Consider the following 21,273-nt stretch of genomic DNA (forward strand, 5'->3'; position numbering starts at 1 on the left):
GGTCGGCCGGTGCGCGATGTCCTCAACGCTACGGAGGTGTGACGCGGGCCACTAGCCGCTTTATTCAATGCGGACTGATACTTTTATGCGAACCTTGGGAAACCGCATCGCTGGTGGCGGATTCAACGGTGCAGAGCGGCGCCCGCTCATCACTGTGGTGGTGGGCCTGCCCAATGGTCTTAGGGCCGCACAGCTGGGCATGAGGATTTCTTACGGGACCGCCTGGTGCCGGATGGGAGGGCCAAGGGTGAAGCGGTCACCGAGCGTCTTGCTGAACTTCGTCCCGTTAGCCTCTCTGCGGGGAACGCGAGGAGCACGAACGCCTCCCACCGCAACATTTCGGTGGCAAGTCCTTACGCGCAACCTTCCGCCCTTGGCGCCGATTTCCTGACGCCCTGGGACATCGACCTCCGTGCCCTTCGATGTCGGCGCAGGCACCAGGCATGGGAAGGAGGCACCCTCTATGGCATGCGGGGGTACCCAAAGCCCGCGGACGATGGATCTACATGTTCATGACTCCACCGTGACGTACAACCGTTGACGCCTCCCGCTGTCATGGAAGTATTAACTGGGCGGTAACCGATGCAAATTGCATTACACCTGACGCCGCCGTTGATCTGTGAGGTACACGTGAACTCCTGTGACTGGAGCAGCCCCGATAGTCCCCTGGCCGAGTTCGTTCGGGCGGAGACCGCCAAGAACATCGCAGCGTTCAAGGCACAGCCGCGTCTGCTCAAGGAGCAGACGAACATCGAACAGACCGTGGTCGAGGGCGGATACAACAAGAAGCAGATCAACGAACTCATCCAGAACGCGGCTGACGCGATGGACGGCCTCGAGGGATGCATCAAGGTCGTCCTGACTGATTCTCATCTTTACTGCGCCAACGAGGGCATGCCGTTCCAGAAGAGTGGTGTGGCCGCCCTTCTCATGTCCCACTCCTCGGAGAAGACAGGGACCGAAATCGGTCGATTCGGCCTGGGGTTCAAATCTGTGCTGGCTGTGACGGAGGCACCTGAGGTCTTCAGCCGTTCGGTTTCGTTCCGATGGGACCGGGAGTACCTGCGCCAGCGCCTCAATGAATATGGCGTGCGGGCCGACGATGTCCCTACACTTCGCACCGCAGTTCCCGTAGACCCTGTCAGCGCCGCAGAGACGGATCCCGTGCTCGCCGAGCTGATGAATTGGGCCAGTACCGTGATCAGGCTTCCGCTCCTCCGTCATGCCGCTTGGCTGTGGTCGGAGATGAAGGCCTTCCCCGGCGAATTCATGCTCTTCTCGGACAGGATCGGCACGTTGGACCTTTCCGACCGTCGGTCCGGTGATCAGATTGTATGGACGGTGGATCGCGGGGAGAACGGCTTGGTCAGGCTGGCTCGGAACGGCGAGGCCACGGACTGGCAGGTGTTCTCGCTCCGCCACGAACCGTCCGAATCCGCGAAGATCGAGGCCGGGCACCTGTCAGCACGCAACGACATGACGGTCTCCTGGGCCGTGCCGCGTAAGCGTCGGAACCGCCGCGGGCAGCTCTGGACTTTCTTCCCGACGACGTCCGAAACCTCGCTTACCGGGATCATCAATGCCCCCTTCAAGATGAACGAGGACCGGCACAACGTACTGGACGGGTTGTACAACAAGGAAATTCTGACCCGCACCTTGCCACGTGTGGTTGCTGGGGCGCTTCCTTCGTTATTGGATCCGATCGACCCCGGCAGTGTTCTCGACATGCTTCCTGCACGCGGCAGGGAAACCCACAGCTGGGCCGATGAAACCCTCAACCCGGCGGTGATGGAAGCCGTCGCCATGAGTCGCTCCTTGCCCGACATGGCAGGGAATCCTCAACTACTGGACGATCTGTTTGTACCGGACATTGCCGCCCACGGGGACGATCAGCCCCTCGTCGAGGAGTGGTACGGCCTTGCCGCCGTTCAGGGGATATCCAACTGGATCCACCTGACCTGCATCAATCACAAGGATCGCAACGCCACCCTGATTCGGCTGCTTGGGATCCGGAATCTGGCCCGCAAGAACGTTCAGGTATGGCTGGAGGCCCTCGCCGACCCGAACAACTTCGATGCTCTCGAAGCCGTCCTCGGACTGGCCGTGAAGATCAACAAGAGCTACCCGGATCACCTTGTCGCGATGCGTCAGAGCCACATCGTCCTGGACGCTTCAGGACGACTCCGCCGACCTATCGTCACGGAGATGTCGCTGCCCCTCGGAACAGCTGCGGAGGACAAGGGCAACAAGTCGGTTCTGCATCCGGATTTCGTGGCCCATGGACAAGCCCGAGGCCTGCTGATGGCACTGGGGTTCAACAACATGGACGCCGCCGGTCAACTCAAACGTCAGCTCCTCATCGCGGCACGAAGCCCTGACGACACCGGTGCCATAGAGTCCGCTTGGCGTATCTCCCGTAATGTCCGCGAGCGAGGACATGTTGTGGCGCTGTTCACGGACGTCCTCGCCAGGGATGCCGTCCTGGTGCGTTGCGTGGACGGACAGTGGCGACAGATCGATCGAGCATGGCTCCGCGGCGGCCTGTTCCCCAACAACCATGCTCTCGACGCGGAACTACTGGTGGACGAGCAATTCCACCGCTCTGACATGGACGTGCTGCGCCGATTGAACGTGCCGCAGCAGCTCGCCACAGAGATTCGTACCGGCGACACGAAGAACCCGACATATGTCGCCTGGGCCGACGCTGTGGCTGGTGATCTGATGAGTGCGTTGAGGGAGGAAGGCGTCCCGATCGGTCGTCACCACATCTCGTTCGGTCAGGTCTCCCTGACCCCGGGACTCGAACGGCTACGCGACGCCAGCCCTGCCATCCGTGCCCGGGTCACTGTGGCCCTGCTGGATCGACCCCATTTCAAGACGTCGCCGAACATCGGCGGGAACTACGTGTCCGTCGTGGACGACGTGGACCAGCCGGATTTGTGGTGGATGCGCCGCTACGGCGTGCTGCAGACACCCTACGGACCAGTGGCTACCCGATCGTGCGTCGGGGATCTGAACGGCTTTCCGACCGACCTCCTTCCATACCCCGCTGATCGACGAGCTCATACGCTGTTGAGGCTTCCAACGGCCACCGACCGCGTCAACTGGTCTGGACTTTTCGATCTCGCCGCTCGCGCCCTTACGGTGCCGAAACTCCACGACCTTTATGCAAGGGCCGCTCAGTTGGGAATCGCCGCTCCGTCCGACATCGTCGTGGAACAAGACGGCCGGAAACTGCCTGTGGCCGCCTCGAGCTGCTCAGTGACCAGCACCCAGCGGACTTATCAACACCTTCGGCAGTCCGCCGGCGAGCAACGAGTCGTTCTCGTCGACTCGCCAACGAAGGCCGCGGCTCTGTCCGAGCATTGGGCCCTGACTCTTCGGCATATCTCGTTCAGCACCACTGTGGAGCACACTCCGTCAGGGCCTTCGGTGCCGATCACCGAAGAACTCCCGCATCTTCCCAAGATCGTCAAGGGCACCACTCGTCTTCAGGTTCAGTGGTGCGAGCAGCTGCAGCAGGTCGAATCCAACGATTTTGACGACACCCGGACGCCGAAGGACATAACTGAGCTGTTGGAAGGCAAGACCCTCTACATCCGGCGACGTTGGGGGATCGACAACCTGCTGGCCGCCCTGATTAAGGCCAACGGGCTCTCGGTGACGGTGACCGAGATCAAGCTGAATCATGCGCGGATCGCGCAGGAAGCCGATCGTAACGAGCAGCCGTTGGACGAGCTCCTGGCCGATCTTCTGGGCAGGGAGGCTCTGGAGAAACTTGTCGGTTCGTCCGTCCTGACGATGATCGAGACCATGCGCGACGATCCTCTGCGTCCGGCAGAGCTGTTCGATGTCGCTCGTTCCATCCACGGCGTGGACCTCCTCAAGGAGATTAAGAAGCAGTTCACAGGACTGACCACCCGGGAGGCGGACCACATTCCCCCGAGCTCAGACGTGTGGGACTTCCTGAAGATCCTGGTCCCGTCCGGGGTCGCACCGAAGTCACCACCGCCTTTACCTCGCGAGGAAGTACTGGGCCCCGTCGTACTGAAACCGCTGCACGACTACCAGCGAGACGTCAGCGACAAGATTCAGTCCCTGCTCCGTGGAGAGACACCGCATCGTCGCGGCCTACTGATGCTGCCCACCGGAGCGGGAAAGACACGGGCCATGACAGAGTCCCTGATTCGCCATGTCTCCGAGGCACAGGGAAACTTCGTCATCGCGTGGTTGGCGCAAACGACAGAACTCTGCGAACAGGCCATCGACTCGTGGAAGTACGTGTGGCAGGCGCAGGGTGCCCACGGGGAGCGAATGGCGGTCAGCCGCTTCTGGGGCGGGATGGCGAGCGCCACCGAGCCTGAGGACGTCAAACTCCACCTCGTGGTGGGAACCCCCAACACGACGTCCCAGATCCTCGGCTCGCCAGCTCGAACGAAGGAGTTCGACTGGTTGTTCGACGCAGACATCCTCGTCTTCGACGAGGCGCACAGCACCACGAGTTCTTCGTACACGAGAATTCTCGAAGCCTTCGGTCGCAGTCACCGCCAACGTTCGAAGCCCCTACTGGGCATGTCTGCCACACCGTTCAAGGGCACCAACGAGGAAAAGACGAGGCAGCTCGTCAACCGATTCGACGGGAATCTCATCCAACCCGAACAGTTCACGTCGGGGACAGCCCATGAGTACCTACAGGAGCTGGGCGTTCTTTCCCGGGTCCGCCACGAGATCATCGACGGAATGGACCTGCAACCCATGCTCGTCAACAAACCCCAGCGGAACGGCGACGAGCCGACGGCCATGAAGGAACTGCAGCTGGATCTCACGGCCGTGGCCGCAAACGAGGAGCGCAACAAGGCACTCATCAAGGACATTCTTGCGCGCGGGTCCAAGAGGTCGTCGATCGTCTTCGCCGCTTCCGTGGATCACGCTCAAGCCTTGGCAGCGACGTTGACCTACATGGGTCTCAAGTCGGCGTCCATCTCGGCGGAGACCTCTGGGGCAGCCCGCCGTGCGGCCATCGAGGACTTCCGACGAGGCGATATCCATGTGCTGACAAACTACAACGTTCTGTCGGAGGGCTTCGATGCTCCTGGAGTCGACACCGTATACGTAGCACGTCCCACCTTCTCGCCAAATCGGTATCTGCAGATGGTCGGGCGAGGACTTCGCGGGCCCAAGAACGGCGGAAGTGACTGGACCACGATCGTCAACGTCCAGGACAACGTGGAACAGTTCGGAACCATCCTCGCCTTCGCCCACTTCGAGTACCTATGGGATCCCGACTATGCCGATGTTTGAAGAGCTCCTGAACAGAACGCCGTCCCGGACTGGAGTGTCGGCACCACATCTTTAGAACACCCTCAACCCGACCACGATCCGGAGCAACCGAGTTCACGGGACGGGAGGCGTCGCCGATCCCTCGAAGTGTGCGCTGGTGCGGGCGGTCTTGCACTCGGACTCGAACAGGCCGGATTCGATCCCACGCTCCTTCTCGAGCTCCGACCACAGCCCTGCGACACTCTCCGCCTGAATCGTCCGCACTGGAACGTCCAATGTGCCGACCTCCTTGCCTTCGATCCGGCCGACCATGCGGAGATCCATGACATTGATCTCTTGGCAGCAGGATTGCCAAGGGTACGGACCGCGGCCACGGCCAACCGTGGCCGCGGCAACAGTGAAGAAATGGAGCTGCTCATAGCGACCGTAATGCTGTTGCGCTCCGTCCGACCGCGAGCTCTTCTCATCGAGAACATGGCAGAGCTGGCGGAATCCGACGTCTACGAGCCCACACGGGCAATGGTGCAGTCCGAACTGACGGACCTCGGTTACCGGTACGTCTGGTTCGTCCTGAACGCGGCAGATTTCGGCGTACCCCAGGACCGCAAACATGGCTTCCTGGTGGCCTTGGCGGATAGCCTCATGGACACCTTCGATCCACCCTCTTCCTGCGGATCGCCCCCTCCGACAACCGGTGAAGCTCTATTGAATTCCATGGCTTCTCGCGGTTGGCCAGCTGCTGTTGAGTGGGCACGACAAGCGAGCAGAGTGGCCCCCACGCTGGTCGGCGGATCGTGGGAGCGGGGCGGAGCTGACCTTGGACCGACAGGATCGAAGAAGTCATGGGCACGAATGGGAGTGGACGGGGCCACAGTCGCCGACGAGGTCCCCGGCCCAGATTTCGTGTGGGCGCCCTCCAGCGGGCGTAAGGGCATGGTGCCCTTGACCAATTCGCAGGTGGCACAACTCCAGGGTTTTCCGCCGGAATGGGAGATCGCCGGACGAAAGACCGCCCGGTACCGACAGATCGCCAATGCGACCCCGCCTCCCTTGGCCCGAGCCGTGGGAGAAGCCATTGCCGCCACTTTGAGGCCCACCCCACCCGCCACGGAGGGAAGTTCGACAAGCTAGGGATACCATCGAACATCATGACCGCCCTGCATTCAGCCGTCCCACCGGCCCGGCCAGCTCAAATGGTGGATCTTTTCGCCGGTCCTGGCGGCCTCGACGTGGCAGCTCATTGGCTCGGCATTCCTGTGGTCGGGATCGAATGGGATGCCGACGCATGTGCCACCCGTGCCCAAGCTGGCCTCACGACCCAGCAGGACGACGTCCGCATCTGGTCACCCACAGATTTCGAAAATGCATCGATCCTTGCTGGCGGCCCACCCTGTCAGACCTATACCGTGGCCGGCACGGGCAGCGGTAGGAAAGCTCTGGACCAGGTACTGCAATTCGTCCGGCGGATGGCCCTTGAACAGGACGTGGCGGAAGAAGTCGGAGCTCTGGACGATGTCCGGACGGGACTCGTCCTAGAACCACTGCGCTGGGCCCTAGAGGCGAACCGCGCCGGACACCCGTACTCGACCATCGTCCTGGAACAGGTTCCAGCGGTACTCCCGGTGTGGAAAGCCGTGGCTCAGGTCCTTAGGGAAATCGGGTACAGCACCGCCACAGGGCTTCTTCACGCGGAGGAGTTCGGGGTTCCGCAAACACGGAGACGAGCCATTCTCCTCGCCAGCCAGGATCTCGAAGTGGCGCTCCCGCGACCGACTCATCGCCGTTACCGAAAAGGAATTGGCCAAACAGAAGGGGATTCCGCTCTCCTGCCGTGGAGATCCATAGGTGAGACCCTGCCTTCGCGAGGGCCTTTCGAGGTCGTTTCCAACTACGGCACCGGAGGGAACCCTCAGCTCAGAGGCAGGAGACGATCCGATGAACCGGCTGCAACCGTTACCGGCAAGGTGTCCCGCAACCGTCTGTTCTTGAGGAACACCGAAGTCGAGCTCGATCGACTCAGCCTTGCCGAAGCAGGTCTGCTGCAGACCTTCCCGAGGGACTACCCCTGGTCCGGCAGGAATGTTGCGCAACAGATAGGCAACGCGATCCCACCACGTCTGGCCGCCCATGTGCTTGCGGCAGCTCTTGGACTTCCGCTGGGGGCCGAGGACATTGATACCGCCGTGAGCGCGAAGTGGTCCGAGACCAGGCACGGAGCAGGATTGGCGGACGCCCCTCTCGGCACCAGCGGATGCATCAGGACGGAACAACCTCTCATGCCGGTGGGTAGGCCATAGCGTTCTCTCCGGTCCGGTCCGAGAGAAACCCACTGAGCCCTTGTCTGCAGAAAAAGCACCCTGCGGTACACCAGTGATTCGCAGGTGTACTGCAGGGCGCTTCGTCAGGCCGAGTAGCAGTGAACGTTCAGTCCGAGGAGGTCATCAGACCGCCTGCCAAACTTCCATTCTCGTCCATCGAGCCGATGACGGACACCCGGTCCAGATAGATGTTGCGGTGCTCGCAGCTCGTCTCCGGGAGCAGCAGGCACGCATGACACGCGGCCAAGTTCAGCCCGTCGGTTCCAGAGGGACCGGACTCGGAACAAACCGGGTCGTTCGAACACCACCCAGCACGGGATACCGCGGCGAGGAGGACGTTGGCAAACCGATCCTCCTCGGCCAGACGCGCAAGTCCACCGAGGCTGCCGGCAGCATCCGCTGAAGCCGTATAAACGAGGAAGCCTGCTTGGTTCGGCTCGGCGTAGATTCGTTCACGCATGGAGCCGACCGGATAGCCTGCGTCAAGGCTCAGCTCCTTCAGGAGCGCGTGCGCGAGGGAATGGATGGCGAGGAATCGTGCCGTGGGAGCTTCGATGGCCGGCGCTCCCGCTTCGATCGCCCTGTGCTCGAGCGACGTCGCCAGCATGTCCCTCCGGTGACACGCCAGCACGGTCTTCTCCCACTCGGAGACCATCTGTTCCCGGAGCCGTACGAAGATGCCCTCCCCCAGGACCTCAGTCCCGGGAAGCCATACCGGGTCATGGGCGCTCAACTTCGCCAGTTGTGGGTTGGTGGTGTCCGTGGGCATAGGACTGACCCGTGAGAAGCCATGAAGGGCGCGTACCTCTCGCAGCCTCGTGACCTTGCAGACCTGCTGCACGAAGGTTTCGATGGAGGGCGCAATGTCCACCTCAACACATTGGAAAGTGTCGAGGGGCCCTCCGTCGTTGCCGTCGATCAGTGCACGGTACTCCTCCTGGCGCAGGTCCTGGTCCGTGGGTTGAGCTGCGGCTTTGAGTCCCCGACGTTGACGAATGATGTCGATGATCCCGTCGACCGAGACACCCATGTGAGGAGAGGCTGCGATCATTCCAGGCAATGCGGCGTTGAGGGCGTCTTCGGGAAAATGCTCGAGGAGTGCCCAGTGCTTGGTCACGAACTGAGCGTTGGGACTCGACCACGGCGGGATCGAGATGCTCGAGCGAACGGCCCCGAACCATACGTTCGAGGACCCCCGTTGCAGGGCACGGAGAGGCTTCGTGCATTCCTCATCGGGCGCCTCGGGAAGCCACGGGCGCTTACCGCCGCACTTCTTGATCTCGATCAATGCATGGCGCGAGAAGGCACCGTCCAGCGAGTACGGGGGTACCCCGCACGCACACCTGACGACGATATCCGCCAGGGACGAGGACGCGCCACGGGACTCGAGCGTCAATCGATGCTCCGCGCTCGTACGAGCACCCGATCCGCGGTGCACCCACTGGAAGTACGGGAAGTCCTCGATGTGCCCGTTCTCGCAGCAGGCGACGAATCGCGATGGCGTCAGGTCCCGGAGACAGTCGGTGCACTGCATCTTCTTCGCGTCGAAGTTCCAGAATCGGTCGAGCCGTCGACACTTCGGGCAGTAGTGATACATAGGGAACCGTACGACCGGAACGTCTCCCTTGCGGCGGCCGGTCGACGGTGCCCGGAACGTGTGCACTCCCAGCGATCGCGCCAGGCGTGGCTCCTCCACCGCAGGGCACCATGTGTCGTCCCACTCATCCGTTCCGCAGATCATGTAACTCTGCTCGCCTGAGGGGAACAGGGAGCCGATGCCGTAGGTCGTGACGAGCTGACTCTGTCGGGCCCGTGGCAGGTCACTGGTTGCCATCGCCGGCCACCGCCTTCGTCTTCTTGGTCGAGGTGATCTGGAGGGTGCTCTCGCGGTCCACGTTGCGCAGACTCGTGAGAGTCGGCCATGGGGGGTCGAGCGGTGGGAAGATCTCAGCAAGCGGCTCACCGGTGGTGTCGTCCTTCCCGGAGGCACCGGCTGGGCTGATTAGTGCTCGGACGTCGGACTTCTGCATGGCCCACCGCACGTACTGGACGACCGTCCCGGTCTCGACCGCGTGCCTCCAGGCTTCGATGAGTTTGTCCAGAGCTGCTCGAACTTCTTCGCCGGTTCCAGGTTCGACCTTTTCCGCTCGTGTGACGATCACATCGACGACGTCGTTGAGACCGCCTGACTCGATGGGCATTTTGACAGACTTGTCGTCCGCCGATGCGGCGATCGTATGCCGCGCCAGGATCACGAGGAGTCCGTGGAGGCCGCGGTCGAGGGCTCGTGGCGCGAACGGCGTCGCTCCGGTCGCTTCCACCTGTTTGTATAGGGCACGGTGGTAGGAGGTGAACGCCTCGTAATGCGAGAGATCCCGCGATCGGGAGGCGTTGTACAGTGTGAAAACCAGTCCTGGATGCCGCCGACCGACACGGCTGGTGGCCTGGATGTATTCCGAGGTTGTCTGAGGTTGACCCATCACCGCCATGAGGCCTAATCGGTCGACGTCGACGCCCACGGAGATCATGTTCGTGGCCAGCACGATGTCCGGACTCCCAGCGTCGGGGAACGCGGTTTGGAGAGCGTTCAGCTCGTGAGGGATCTCGCTCGACTTCTTACGCGAAGTCATCTCACGAGGATCCCGGGTCTCACGCGGTTCCGACCCGAGACGCTTCGCCACCACCTTGATGCGGTCGCGCACATCGTCGATGGACTGGATGTACGCGGCGCCCAGGACCCGGAGGCTGTTGAAGTACCCCAAGAGCGTCCAGTAGGCGTCCCGCACCTTGGGATCTGCGTCCAGGTCCTTGGCTCCCTGCAGCAGAGCGGCGTAGGTGCGGACAAGGAGTGTTGCGTGACTGGTGCTCGGGGCCATGAGACCGACGTAGCGCCGCGTGCCCTTGACGTCAGGGGCGGCGTCGACGGCGAAGAAGGAATCGTCGGCATCGATCCCGGGAGGCGGGAACTGCCGCGCCTCCCTGGCAAAGACGGCGTGCACCTGCTCAGCCGCCCGACGAATGGTCGCCGTCGACGCCACCAACTTCGGTCGAACGCCGGTCTCACTGTCCGTTGCGAGATGGTCGATGGCCGTCTCGTAGAGACCGACGAGTGTACCCAACGGGCCGCTGATCAGATGGAGCTCGTCCTGCACGATGAGATCCGGCGGAGCGTCGTCCCCGGCCCCGAAAAGCCGCCCGCTCGGGGCGCGCCACGCGAGCATTGCGAACTTGTCGACGGTTCCGATGACCAAGGAGGGACGCCTCCGGTAGACGTCGGAATCCACGAGATGGACAGGAAGACCAGCATGGAACTCGCACTCGATGTTCGGGCATCGGACCGTCACCTCGTCCCTGTGGACGTCAGCATGGTAGTCACTCGGACCAAGAGCAGAACCGCACCAGGGACACCTCAGTAGCTGGACCGGGTCGCCACCGTCGCCGGGATCCTCATCGCTTAACCGCTTCTTCAAAGCCTTGGCAGCGTCCTTCGCATTGTTCGGGGTGGCACCCTGACCCACCCACAGCCCGATGGAAAAGGACTCCTTCCCGGCCATCTCACGAGTACTGCGCCGCCAGTCCTCAAGCGCGCAGATCAGGCCGGCTGCACGCTCGAACTGCTGGAGGGTGAGGAGTCGGAGCGTGTAGCGCATCAAGACTCCGACCCCGGCGCCGGTGCTGTCCTCACCGGCTCCACGCAGCCGTCGGTGAACTAATACGAAAGCGATGAGTCCCAGGTATGCCTCGGTCTTTCCACCACCGGTCGGGAACCAGAGTAAATCGGCGACATCGCGGTCAGCACTGGAGGGATCGGCAAGGCCTTCGAGATTCAACAGGACGAACGCGATCTGGAACGGTCGCCACTCGCCCTCGATGTCGGGCGGGGTCCTCGCGCCACTGCGGATCATCTCCTGCCGCACACGCTGTTGTTGCATCACAGCGTTCATGACACGGAAGGCTCGATCGGCGGATGCATCACGGGTGAGGACGTGGATACCGCGCCGCATCCGCCCGACAGCCTCTCTGGCTTCCCCGATGTGCTTCTCCGCCGTCCGGATGTGCTGCTCCGAGGTCGCTGAATGTTCGGGAATGAGCATATGAAGCTGGCGCTCCTGCGTCGCAATCCAACTCTCGTAGGTGCCAACGAGCCTCTCGAGGGGTTCGAACACGCCCGGTTCTGCCAGCGCCTTCATGCTCAGTCCTGTGACGTCCTCACGCTCGGCTTGCGCGAGCGACAGGTCGTGCGCGGGGAAGAACGTCGTCGAGACCTCCGTGACCGTCGGGGCTTCGTCCCATGTGACGGCCACGCCGTGCCCGACGGCCAGATGTCGCTGAGCGCGGTAGAGCAGCTCACCGCTTCGCTCGTCGCCGTCCATGTGTTCGAGCACACGGTCCGGCCGCCGGTCCGCGAACTCCCCGCCGAGAGCGCGCACCCGGATCACCGGCCGGAACCAACACCACATGTCCGATCGCCCCTTCTCCGGCCTGGGGAACGAGTTGACCAGGACAAGGGTCACGTTTACAACGTCGTCATGAACAGGACGAACGACGACGCGCAACTTGAGTCCATCGTCGAGACATCTATCCCTTGGCATACCGGGCACGACGTCCAGGTACTCGGTCCGAGGGCCGAACGGCACACGGCGCCAGCGCCGGCTCCGCTTTCCAGGCCTGCGTCCGGCGATCTCGGCCCCCTCTTCGTCCCCGCCGCTGCCCTCGGAGCCGGCCTCCGGTTCGTAACGGTCCACCTCGATCTCCACCGCGATCTGCGCCGTGGACTTCGTCAGACCGAAAGTCATCCCCATCGTCGAGGGATAACGCAGATTGGCGAACGAGACGCCCGGGTCGTAATCCGCGTCGGGGGCTGCACCGGCTTCGTCGTCCGGTGTCTCGTCGGCGACCTCGACGGTTGCCTGGGCACCGTCGGAAGTCCGAGGGTGAAGAATACCAACGATGTAGCGCTCGAGTGGGTCTTCCGTCAGGAGTTCGTCGTCGGCCGACCCGTAGAGATCGGCCACAACGGCTTCCACCATGTGGTCTCGCGCGGTGTACCAGGGTCGTAGGTCAGTCTTCATCGTCTCTGCTCCAGTCGATCGTGAGGATGCCGGTGACGACCGGCGCGAGCCACAAGCCGTGGCGTCCGACGGGCCCGGATTGGGGAGTCCCCGCCACGGTCGCAATGGTCTCGACGCGGGCGCCGGCCAGATTTGGCCAGGGTCTCTTCATCTTGTCGGGTGTTCCGATTCGCGTGGCCAGGTCTTCGCCGAAGGTCACGGAGGTCCGAGCAACGACCACATCGCCGTGAACCATGTCGTAGACGGGATAGGAGGGCGTCGACCGTTGCAGGTCGAGGACCAAGCGGATTGTGTCTCCCACCCGCACCTGTCTTACGAGGCACTCCTGGGCGAGCTGTGGGTCAATACCACCTGGCCCGTCTCGATCGATGTCGTCGACCCGCATCTCGTATCCGAAGGTCATCCACTTCTGCCACCCTCCGCGGTACCAACGGTGGGAATGCAGCGATGCTCTCGAGAATTGACGCAAGCTTCGGTCGTCGGGGCCCTCCGTCCGTACGATACGGATCCGAGCCCGGGTCAGAGCCACGAAACGTGTACGGGCATCTTCCGAGATGTCTACGTCGTCATCGGCCCATGATTTTTCAGGGAAGTCGATGAGGACGACGTTGTCGAACTCGAGTCCCTTGGCACGATGGATCGTGGAGACGACGAACGGAGCGGAGGGCGCGTCCAGAAGGTCCGGGGGAAGGGCCCGACGGGCTTTCAAGCGGTTCACGAGTCGCGGAATGTCAATCTCGCTGCCTTTGCCGCCCGCAGCACTCTTCAGCGTCCTCCAGACGATCGCAGCGTCGAGGCCAGGCGTCTCCGCAGCGATCAACTTCTCCACTTCCGCCTGACTGACGCTTCTGGTCGGAGAATTCGCCAGCAAGCGTGCGATCCAGCTCGCTAGTACCCGCTGCTGGGCCGAACGTCGTACCTCGACCCGGGCGCCCATCTCGGCGACGCGCTCCGCTACGAGCATTGCCTGCCCGTTGTTCTGGGTAAGAAATGCCGTGACACCATCCCATTCATTCGCGAGCTCGACGACATGCTCGACGGAACCTATAAACCTCACTCCCGCCTCAAAGTCCTCCAACTCACCGAGCTGGCCTCCGCTGAGGACTGACGGGCCCAGTCCCGCGGCTTCACGCGCATCGTCACTTGCGGCCCGGTACTGCCCAGTCAGCCGCTTCCTCTCTACACCGTCCATCCGGGAGAGTCGCTGGAGCAAATCCTGTGACGTCGTCGCCGAAATCGGCTTCTTTTTACCTCTCTCGGGTCGGATCTGGAAGTCATAGATTCCTTGTGCGGGATCTCCGAGAAGGCTCAGGCCTGTTTCCTCCGGCAGCACATCGACAATCGCCAGAAGGAAATCGGCTCGAATCCCGACGACGTCCTGCACCTCGTCTACGATCAGGTGCTCGACGTTCGCAAAACGCTCGACTGCAGCATCGCTCTCCCTGAGCAGGCGAACCGCGAGCTCGATACGCCTGTCGAATGTGAGTGAATCAATTTCCACGTCGTCCGCAGCCATCAAAATTTCACTCGCCAGAGAATCCATCGTCTGAACGGTGACAGGGGCAATACCGCGGCTGCGCAAGCGACCGTCGACGGTGTGTACAGCAGCGTTGGAGAAGCTGATGACCAGGATGCCGTCAGCCGGGTCCACGTCCTCATCGACCACAAGGTGCTCCACCAATGCGGACACGACCTCGGTTTTGCCCGACCCTGGACCTGCGATGACGATCTGACGATGCTCCGGAGCGATCTTGATGGCCAGGACCTGACTCTCGTCCAGGTCGGGCGACAGCCGCGAGGAAGCGTCCTGATGCACAGTCACCACGGTCCGTCACCGCGCGGGACAACAGCAGCGACAGGAACGATGAATTTCCTCGAGAGCACGGCCGCAAGTGACTCTCGGCGGAACGACATGGACGTCGATGGCATGAGCCCCCTCTCGGACATCGCGACGGCCCCGGACCAAGATCGCGACCAGTCCTCGTCGACATGGATTCCGGATGCACTCCAGCTGGCATACGAACGCATTTATTGACTGTAGCGAACTCTTCGAGGGACCCCCTCTCACCGCGCCGCCCAGGCGTGCATACGCCCATCAAAAAGACTCCACTGGTAATTGATCAGTGGAATATTACCAAGAAGTACACGTATGGCCAGCTCGATAGCTGTCCGCGTCCCGTATGGACGGGACAACATGAAAATAGGGATGCCCGGAGGCGCAACACTATGGTGAGACGCGCTAGGAGTCACCTGGCTTCAAGTCCCCCGGATCAATCTCCCACGCCCGTGCCGCCGACTCCACAATTCCTGCAGCGACGACCATGTCCTCGTGCTCCCAGAAACGCAGGACGGTCCAGCCAAAATCCTCCAGCCGTTGATCGGTATCCCGGTCGCGGGCCACGTTCCCGGCCAACTTGGTCCGCCACCACTCTCCGTTCGTCTGCGGACTGGTGCCATGCAGAGGACAGGAATGCCAGAAACATCCGTCGACGAACACTGCGATCCTGCGACGAGTGAATAGAACATCGGCCCGCCGCCGGGGCATTCCCGGCAGCTTCGCATCGACCCGATATCGCAGTCCTCGCCGATGCAGCTCACGCCTCAGGCAGATCTCAGGCGCTGTGTCACGACGTCGCTGCCGAGACATGCGATTGGAGGCCTTTGAAAACTGGGCCGTCACAACCGGGACAGCTCTCTGCCCAGCCTCGTCGGCCACCAGAGCCACATCGAGGGCCGGCTAGACTTCAGATCCGTGCCCATACTCCCCCTGCCCTGCCCGGAAAAACCCGTCACCGACATCCGGGTCCCCTCCCGCATTCCACCGTTGCGCGTCCTGGACGTTTTCTCGGGTGCCGGAGGATTGAGCCAAGGCTTCCACGAGGCGTCCGACCGGTACAAAGTAGTACACGCTGTTGAGATGAACCAGGAAGCGGCCGCTAGTTATTCCGCCAATTTTGGCGAGGTCGTCTACAGCGGGCGCATTCAGGACTGGCTCGACGAGGAAGTCGTCCCCAAAGCCGATATCGTCATCGGCGGGCCTCCGTGCCAAGGATTTTCCCCGCTTGGCAAACGAGAAATCGACGACGAGCGCAATTTCTTATGGCGTTACTACGCCGAAACAGTTTGGGCGGCAAGCCCTCTTTACTTCGTCATGGAAAATGTCCCCGCCTTCTTGGCGTCACCGCAGTACCGTCTCCTCGAGGAGGAGACCTCCCCGAGAGGAATGCTCGCGAACTACCGCTTCGATGCCAGAATCCTCAACTCCGCTGACTACGGTGCCGCTCAAGTCCGGAAACGGGTCATCGTAATCGGTCATCGCAGGGACCTTCCGGCACCAGGCTTCCCGGAACCGTCGCATCCTGGCGCTCAGAATTGGATCACGCTGCGGGAAGTCATCGGTCAATTGGATCCCGTAGTCACCTCCATCCAACCGCAGATCCGCAACGTGTCCATCGCAGGCAAGAAGCTACAGGGGCGGTTCCGCTCGGATGAGCTGCATGTAACCAGGAGATATCAGGACATCTCCTTAGCAAGATTTCGATCGATTCCACAGAACGGCAGTCGGAAGGACCTCCCAGAGGCACTACAAATGGCGTGTTGGCGCAGGCACACCGCCGGGTCTATGGACGTCCTTGGGCGCCTTTCGTGGGACAAGCCCTCGGTCACGCTTCGCACCGAGTTCACCAAACCTGAGAAGGGGCGGTTCCTGCACCCTGATCAGCATCGCGCCATCACGATTCACGAGGGAGCCCGCATTCAAGGATTTCCTGACGCCTACCAGTTCGTCGGATCCCTGACCCAGATCACCAAGCAGATCGGCAATGCCGTACCTATTCCACTCGCAAGGGCTTTGGGACAGCACATCGCCAAGCAGTTCAGCGCGCGTTGAGACGCGCACTGGCATCCGTGAACCCCGGAAAAATGCAGCATGGGCTCCTGGCCCATGAGCGCACCCTTCGGGGCCCCGTCCTGGTCCACCATGGCAAGTGGAGACGACAGACCCTGTGGGCGATGGGTTGCCCATGCCCGGAATTACGACAACGGACACCGCTGGCACCCATCGGAGTATTTCAGCGTCGATGACGAAGCAGCATGATGGTTTCTCTCTTCCACCTCATGATGCACGTCTCGGGCTGGTCGAACCCCGCAGGTGGTCTTGCTCGATGGGACCGAGTGTAGCGCTCCCACAACGACACCGTATTGGCAGTCGTGCAGGAATGGTTGGGTCGTCGACTCGAGGAGTTCCTCGCCTTCACCGCCCTGCCCCACACCGCACGAATCCGCCTCACCCGTCCAAGTTCCCGGCTTCAACGGAAAAGGCCGCGGTGGAATAATTGCGCGCGCCGTGCAAATCGATAAGCGCCGACCGCCATTGGCGCGCATTGTGGAATACTGGCGGCAATCCCTTTTAAGTCGGTGCGCTTGTCTACATGCCAAGTTGGAGTACAGACCTGAGGCTGCCTGCGCCTGAGCAGTCCGTGAACGATTCCTTCTACGCGAAAGATTCCACCAGTCCGCATGCTGCAATGCTCGTGACCCGGCACGAGGGGTGTTATTCGTATCTGCTGGATGCTCCCTAAGCATGAGAGGGACCTCATGACATCCGGACGGACGTCGTCGTCTTCCCGCTCAGATGGCTGGGCACCTATCCGAAAGTCCCTCGTCATGGGCCTGTGGTTCTGTGGCCGGCACCAATGGCACAATCTCGGCAAATCCAGTGCGTCCTTCGTCAACAGCGTACGCTAGCGGTCATGAGTCAGCTCCCTTCCTACGTCGATCTCCAGTGGTCCACCGTGCAGGTCATGCGAGACATGGGCGGATCGGGTTCTATTGAAGAGATCGACAACGGAGTGATCGAGGCAGATGGGCTTTCCGAAGAGCAGCAGTCGATTCCTCACAAGGACAGCACACGGTCAGAGGTTCGGTATCGACTGGCATGGGCGAGGACTCTCCTCAAGAAAATGGGGCTGGTGGAGAACAGCTCTCGGGGTGTCTGGTCCCTCACCGGGATTGGGTTTGAGGTGTCCGAGGAGGACTCTCGGATTCTCTATCAGGCGGCTCGCCAGGGTGGGGATGCAGCGAGCAATATGCGAGAGAAAATCCTTCAGCGGCACAACCGCTCGGCCGATCATGCATTCGCCTACCCGGTGAAGGCAGACGTTCCAAGAACCCAAGAGGAAGCCACCATTCTCATGCTTGGGGATGCTGGCGTCACCCCCTCTGGCGAAGACGCAATTGACAGCTTAGATTGGGAAGAGCGGCTCTTGCGGGTCCTGCTCAGCATGGACCCCATAGCCTTCGAGCGTCTTTCTCAAAGACTTCTCCGTGAATCAGGCTTCAGCAATGTCGTGGTTACGCAACGAAGTCGTGATGGAGGCATCGACGGAGTCGGCTCATTCAAGATTTCCCTGTTGTCATTCCGAGTCTACTTCCAGTGCAAGCGTTATCAGGGTCAGATTTCCTCCCCCACGGTGCGGGATTTCAGGGGCGCGATGGCGGGACGTGGCGACAAGGGAATTATTTTCACGACCAGCAGCTTCACCTCGGAGGCTCGAAAGGAGGCCAGCCGAGAGGGTGCGACCTCGATTGAGCTGATCGACGGTTCGGAGCTATGCAGCCTTCTGAAAAATCTCGGCATGGGGGTCACCGTGAAAGAACGTGTCGTCGAAGACGTGGAAATTCACGACGATTATTTTGCAGCATTCGAGCATTAGGTCCAACATAAGCATTGCTTGCGGCAAATACACGCCGGAGAACAGGTGTTCAAGAAACCAGTAGGATACGCCGTCATATATACACACGGCCTCGACTCTATTGCGTGCCATTGAGCGCCACCATCGACTACGGGTGATGAGCCTTCATATAGATTCACTGTTCAGAACTCGATCACCTGCCGCACCGCCCGCCCCGCGTCCAACTCGTCCATCGCCTCGTTGATCTGGTCCAGCGTGATGTGGGAGGTGATCAGCTTCTCCAGGGGCAGCACGCCGTCGCGCCACATCTGCTCGTACTTGGGGATGTCCACCGCCGGCACGGCGGAGCCGAGGTAGCTGCCGATGATCTGGCGGGCCTCGGCGGTGATCTTCAGCGGCTCGATCTGGGACATGGCGCCGGGCGCCGGCAGGCCCACGGTGACGGTCACCCCGCCCACGGCGGTGGCATTGAACGCGGTCTCGAACGCGCGCGGGTGCCCGGCGGCCTCGATCACCACGCGCGGCCTGTCCTCGAGCGCCACGAGCTCGTCCGGGGTGAGCGCCTCGTCCGCGCCGAACTCCTTCGCCAGCTCCAGCTTCTCGGCCAGCGCATCCACGGCGATCACGCGGCGGCAGCCCACGGCCTTGGCGACCAGCACCGCGGCGAGCCCCACGCCGCCGAGACCGACCACGGCCACGGCGTCGTCGGGGGTGGCCTGCGCCGCGTTGATCACGGCCCCTCCCCCGGTGAGCACCGCACACCCCATGACGGCCGCGATCGCAGCCGGGACGTCCTCGCCCACGGGCACCACGGAGCGCCGGTCCACCACCGCGTGGGTGGCGAACCCGGAGACCCCCAGATGGTGGTAGACGTTGCCACGGGTCTCGGAGGTGAGGTGCTGGGAGCCCTCGATGAGGGTGCCGGAGGCGTTGGCCTTCGAGCCGACCGTGCACGGCAGCAGGCCCTCCGTCTTGCACGCGGCGCACTCGCCGCAGCGCGGTAGGAACGCCATCACCACGTGCTGGCCCGCGGCCAGGTCGGTGACCTCGGCGCCCACGTGCTCGACGATGCCCGCCGCCTCGTGCCCCAGCAGCATCGGCAGGGGCCGCGGCCGGTTGCCGTTCACCACGGAGAGGTCGGAGTGGCACACCCCGGCGGCCGTGATCCGCACGCGCAACTCGGTGGGCCCGGGCTCGCCGAGCTCGAGCTCCTCGACGCGCAGCGGCTGCGACTCGGCGTACGGGGCGGAGGCCTCCATGGTCTCCAGGACGGCTCCACGAATCTTCACGACGACCTCCGGTGTTCGGTGCACGGGTGTGACGCCGTTCACCGTACCCTCTGCTCCACCGGGACACAGGGACCATGATCGTCATCTGTCCGCCGGCCCGGCCGCGCGGACTTAAACTGTGGGTCCGGGGGGGGTCACATCCCAAGGAGAGTGCGTGATGGCCTTCATCCAGCTGATCGAATACACCACCTCGAAGCCGGATCAGGTGGCCGAGGTCTACACGGAATGGCAGCAGGCCTCGCAAGGAGAGCGAACGGCTCGCCGTGCCGTGTCGACGAGGGACCGCAACGATCCGAACCGCTACTGCGACATCGTCTTCTTCGACTCCTACGAGTCCGCCATGGAGAACTCCCAGCTCCCGCAGACCCAGGAGTACGCCAGGAGGTTGACCGAGCTCATGGACGGGGAGCCCACGTTCCGCGACCTCGACGTCGTGGAGGACCGCGAGCTGTAGTCGGCCGGATCACGACCGGTGGGCCTCACCCACCGGTCGCGCCGCTCCGCCGGCGGAGCGGCCTCAGGCGGCCACCGGCGGAACGGCCCGGCGCTGCAGGCCCCGCCACCGGCCGAGGCCGATGAGGACGGCGGCGATGGCGGCGATGACGACCATCGGTGCCAGCATGAACGGGCCGCCCACACCGGCCGAGCGGTCCATCCCCTCGCTCATCTGCCCCGTGGACGCGGACACCAGGAACAGCATCACGTTGTTCGCCGCGTGCACGAGCGAGGCCGCCTCGAGCCCGCCCGTGAACTGGGTCAGCAGCGACATCGCGATACCGAAGACCAGGTAGTAGGCGATGAGCCACCCGTCCGTGGCGAAGTGCGCCAGGGAGAACAGCACCGCGCTCACCAGGGTGCCGAGCACGAAGGACGGCACGGCCCCGGAGACCCACGAGCCGGCCGCACGCTGGATGACGCCCCGGAACATGTACTCCTCGGACGCCGCCTGCAGGGGCGTGGTCAGCAGGACGATCGCGAGGAAGGCCCAGGCGGTCGCGTCCAGGACGATCGGCCCCGGCGTCTCGATGAGGACGATGACCGCCACGTAGGCCACGAACAGCGGGACGACGACGACGGACGCCCGCCCCAGCCAGTCCCACCGGAAACGGCCGGCCACCGCGTGGAGCGTGCCGACCGGCTGCCGGTGCAGATACCGGTGCAGGACCACCGCGACCGCGGCCGAGGCGATCAGCGACAGGTTGGTCGCCAGCAGCAGCACCGGCGTCAGGGTGATCTGCCCCCTCCCCAGCTCCTCCAGGGTGGTGCTGCCCAGCAGGAGGTCGACCAGCGTGCCGCCGAGGGACAGCGCGATCGAGAACAGGGCGATCGCCGCGCCGAGGGCCAGGATGCTGACCAGCCCCTTCCACCAGCGGTTCCCCGGCGTGCGGTAGAACTCGGAGTGGGTGAGCGGCGCCGTCGTCTTCGGAACGCCCGGGGAAGGAACGGCGCCCCGCGGCGGGCCGTGGTACGGGACCGGCGCACCCGGCCACCCGGCGGACGGACCGGGGTGTCCGGCGCCCGGGGGAACGTGCGCGCCAGGCCCGCCGGTCTGCCAGGGAGCCGGTCGCCGCGGAGGGTTCGAGGTCATGCGCCCAGGGTAGTTCCCGGCGCCGACCCGGCT

Annotated in this window: 12 protein-coding genes; 6 read left to right on the forward strand and 6 right to left on the reverse strand. The window is 62.9% G+C overall.

Features of this window, described 5'->3' with window-relative positions; genetic code table 11:
• Positions 1–630 precede the first annotated feature (630 nt).
• The 3 genes from ACFYE3_RS07195 to ACFYE3_RS07205 all read left to right on the forward strand — a co-directional run bounded on the left by ACFYE3_RS07195 (position 631) and on the right by ACFYE3_RS07205 (position 7,577).
• Positions 631–5,301 carry a DEAD/DEAH box helicase gene (locus ACFYE3_RS07195; protein ID WP_387607469.1) on the forward strand — a complete coding sequence of 1,557 codons (4,671 nt, stop codon included), beginning with the start codon at positions 631–633 and terminating at the stop codon, positions 5,299–5,301.
• 126 nt (positions 5,302–5,427) lie between these two features.
• The gene (locus tag ACFYE3_RS07200; RefSeq protein ID WP_387607470.1) at positions 5,428–6,411 is read left to right on the forward strand and encodes a DNA cytosine methyltransferase; all 984 of its coding nucleotides are present in this window, start codon (positions 5,428–5,430) and stop codon (positions 6,409–6,411) included.
• 17 nt (positions 6,412–6,428) lie between these two features.
• Positions 6,429–7,577, forward strand: coding sequence for a DNA cytosine methyltransferase (locus ACFYE3_RS07205; RefSeq protein ID WP_387607472.1), 1,149 nt, complete (start codon positions 6,429–6,431; stop codon positions 7,575–7,577).
• A gap of 127 nt (positions 7,578–7,704) precedes the next feature.
• On the opposite strand, the gene drmB is transcribed toward ACFYE3_RS07205, so the two are convergent.
• The 4 genes from drmB to ACFYE3_RS07225 all read right to left on the reverse strand — a co-directional run bounded on the left by drmB (position 7,705) and on the right by ACFYE3_RS07225 (position 15,395).
• Positions 7,705–9,432 (reverse strand): DrmB family protein, encoded by a 1,728-nt coding sequence (gene drmB, locus ACFYE3_RS07210; protein WP_387607474.1) that lies wholly within the window; start codon positions 9,430–9,432, stop codon positions 7,705–7,707.
• Positions 9,419–12,613, reverse strand: a complete 3,195-nt coding sequence (locus ACFYE3_RS07215) for a helicase-related protein (protein ID WP_387607476.1) — start codon at positions 12,611–12,613, stop codon at positions 9,419–9,421. The genes drmB and ACFYE3_RS07215 overlap by 14 nt, the downstream gene beginning before the upstream one ends.
• A 46-nt stretch (positions 12,614–12,659) precedes the next feature.
• Positions 12,660–14,492 (reverse strand): UvrD-helicase domain-containing protein, encoded by a 1,833-nt coding sequence (locus tag ACFYE3_RS07220; RefSeq protein ID WP_387607479.1) that lies wholly within the window; start codon positions 14,490–14,492, stop codon positions 12,660–12,662.
• Positions 14,493–14,909: 417 nt separating this feature from the next.
• Positions 14,910–15,395, reverse strand: a complete 486-nt coding sequence (locus tag ACFYE3_RS07225; RefSeq protein WP_387607480.1) for a very short patch repair endonuclease — start codon at positions 15,393–15,395, stop codon at positions 14,910–14,912.
• A 27-nt stretch (positions 15,396–15,422) separates the two neighbouring features.
• Between ACFYE3_RS07225 and ACFYE3_RS07230 the strand changes: the two genes are divergently transcribed.
• Positions 15,423–16,559 (forward strand): DNA cytosine methyltransferase, encoded by a 1,137-nt coding sequence (locus ACFYE3_RS07230; protein WP_387607483.1) that lies wholly within the window; start codon positions 15,423–15,425, stop codon positions 16,557–16,559.
• A gap of 862 nt (positions 16,560–17,421) precedes the next feature.
• Entirely contained in the window at positions 17,422–18,384 is a 963-nt protein-coding gene (locus ACFYE3_RS07235) for a restriction endonuclease (protein WP_387607485.1), read from the forward strand.
• Between the two features lie 161 nt (positions 18,385–18,545).
• On the opposite strand, the gene ACFYE3_RS07240 is transcribed toward ACFYE3_RS07235, so the two are convergent.
• The gene (locus ACFYE3_RS07240; RefSeq protein WP_387607488.1) at positions 18,546–19,652 is read right to left on the reverse strand and encodes a zinc-binding dehydrogenase; all 1,107 of its coding nucleotides are present in this window, start codon (positions 19,650–19,652) and stop codon (positions 18,546–18,548) included.
• A 157-nt stretch (positions 19,653–19,809) separates the two neighbouring features.
• Between ACFYE3_RS07240 and ACFYE3_RS07245 the strand changes: the two genes are divergently transcribed.
• Complete coding sequence (locus tag ACFYE3_RS07245) at positions 19,810–20,106, forward strand: hypothetical protein (RefSeq protein ID WP_387607490.1); 297 nt, start codon at positions 19,810–19,812, stop codon at positions 20,104–20,106.
• A 63-nt stretch (positions 20,107–20,169) separates the two neighbouring features.
• Here the strand turns inward: ACFYE3_RS07245 and ACFYE3_RS07250 are convergent, their stop codons facing one another.
• The gene (locus ACFYE3_RS07250) at positions 20,170–21,240 is read right to left on the reverse strand and encodes a CPBP family intramembrane glutamic endopeptidase (protein ID WP_387607493.1); all 1,071 of its coding nucleotides are present in this window, start codon (positions 21,238–21,240) and stop codon (positions 20,170–20,172) included.
• Positions 21,241–21,273 lie beyond the last annotated feature (33 nt).

Origin of the sequence: Kocuria arenosa (assembly GCF_042879215.1) — a bacterium.
In the GTDB taxonomy this organism is placed as follows: domain Bacteria; phylum Actinomycetota; class Actinomycetes; order Actinomycetales; family Micrococcaceae; genus Kocuria; species Kocuria arenosa.

Excerpts from the sequence above, each read along its gene's own strand:
- ACFYE3_RS07235 (WP_387607485.1), top strand. The coding sequence starts at position 17,422 with ATGAGTCAGCTCCCTTCCTACGTCGATCTCCAGTGGTCCACCGTGCAG.
- ACFYE3_RS07250 (WP_387607493.1), bottom strand. The coding sequence starts at position 21,240 with ATGACCTCGAACCCTCCGCGGCGACCGGCTCCCTGGCAGACCGGCGGG.
- ACFYE3_RS07245 (WP_387607490.1), top strand. The coding sequence starts at position 19,810 with ATGGCCTTCATCCAGCTGATCGAATACACCACCTCGAAGCCGGATCAG.
- drmB (WP_387607474.1), bottom strand. The coding sequence starts at position 9,432 with ATGGCAACCAGTGACCTGCCACGGGCCCGACAGAGTCAGCTCGTCACG.
- ACFYE3_RS07205 (WP_387607472.1), top strand. The coding sequence starts at position 6,429 with ATGACCGCCCTGCATTCAGCCGTCCCACCGGCCCGGCCAGCTCAAATG.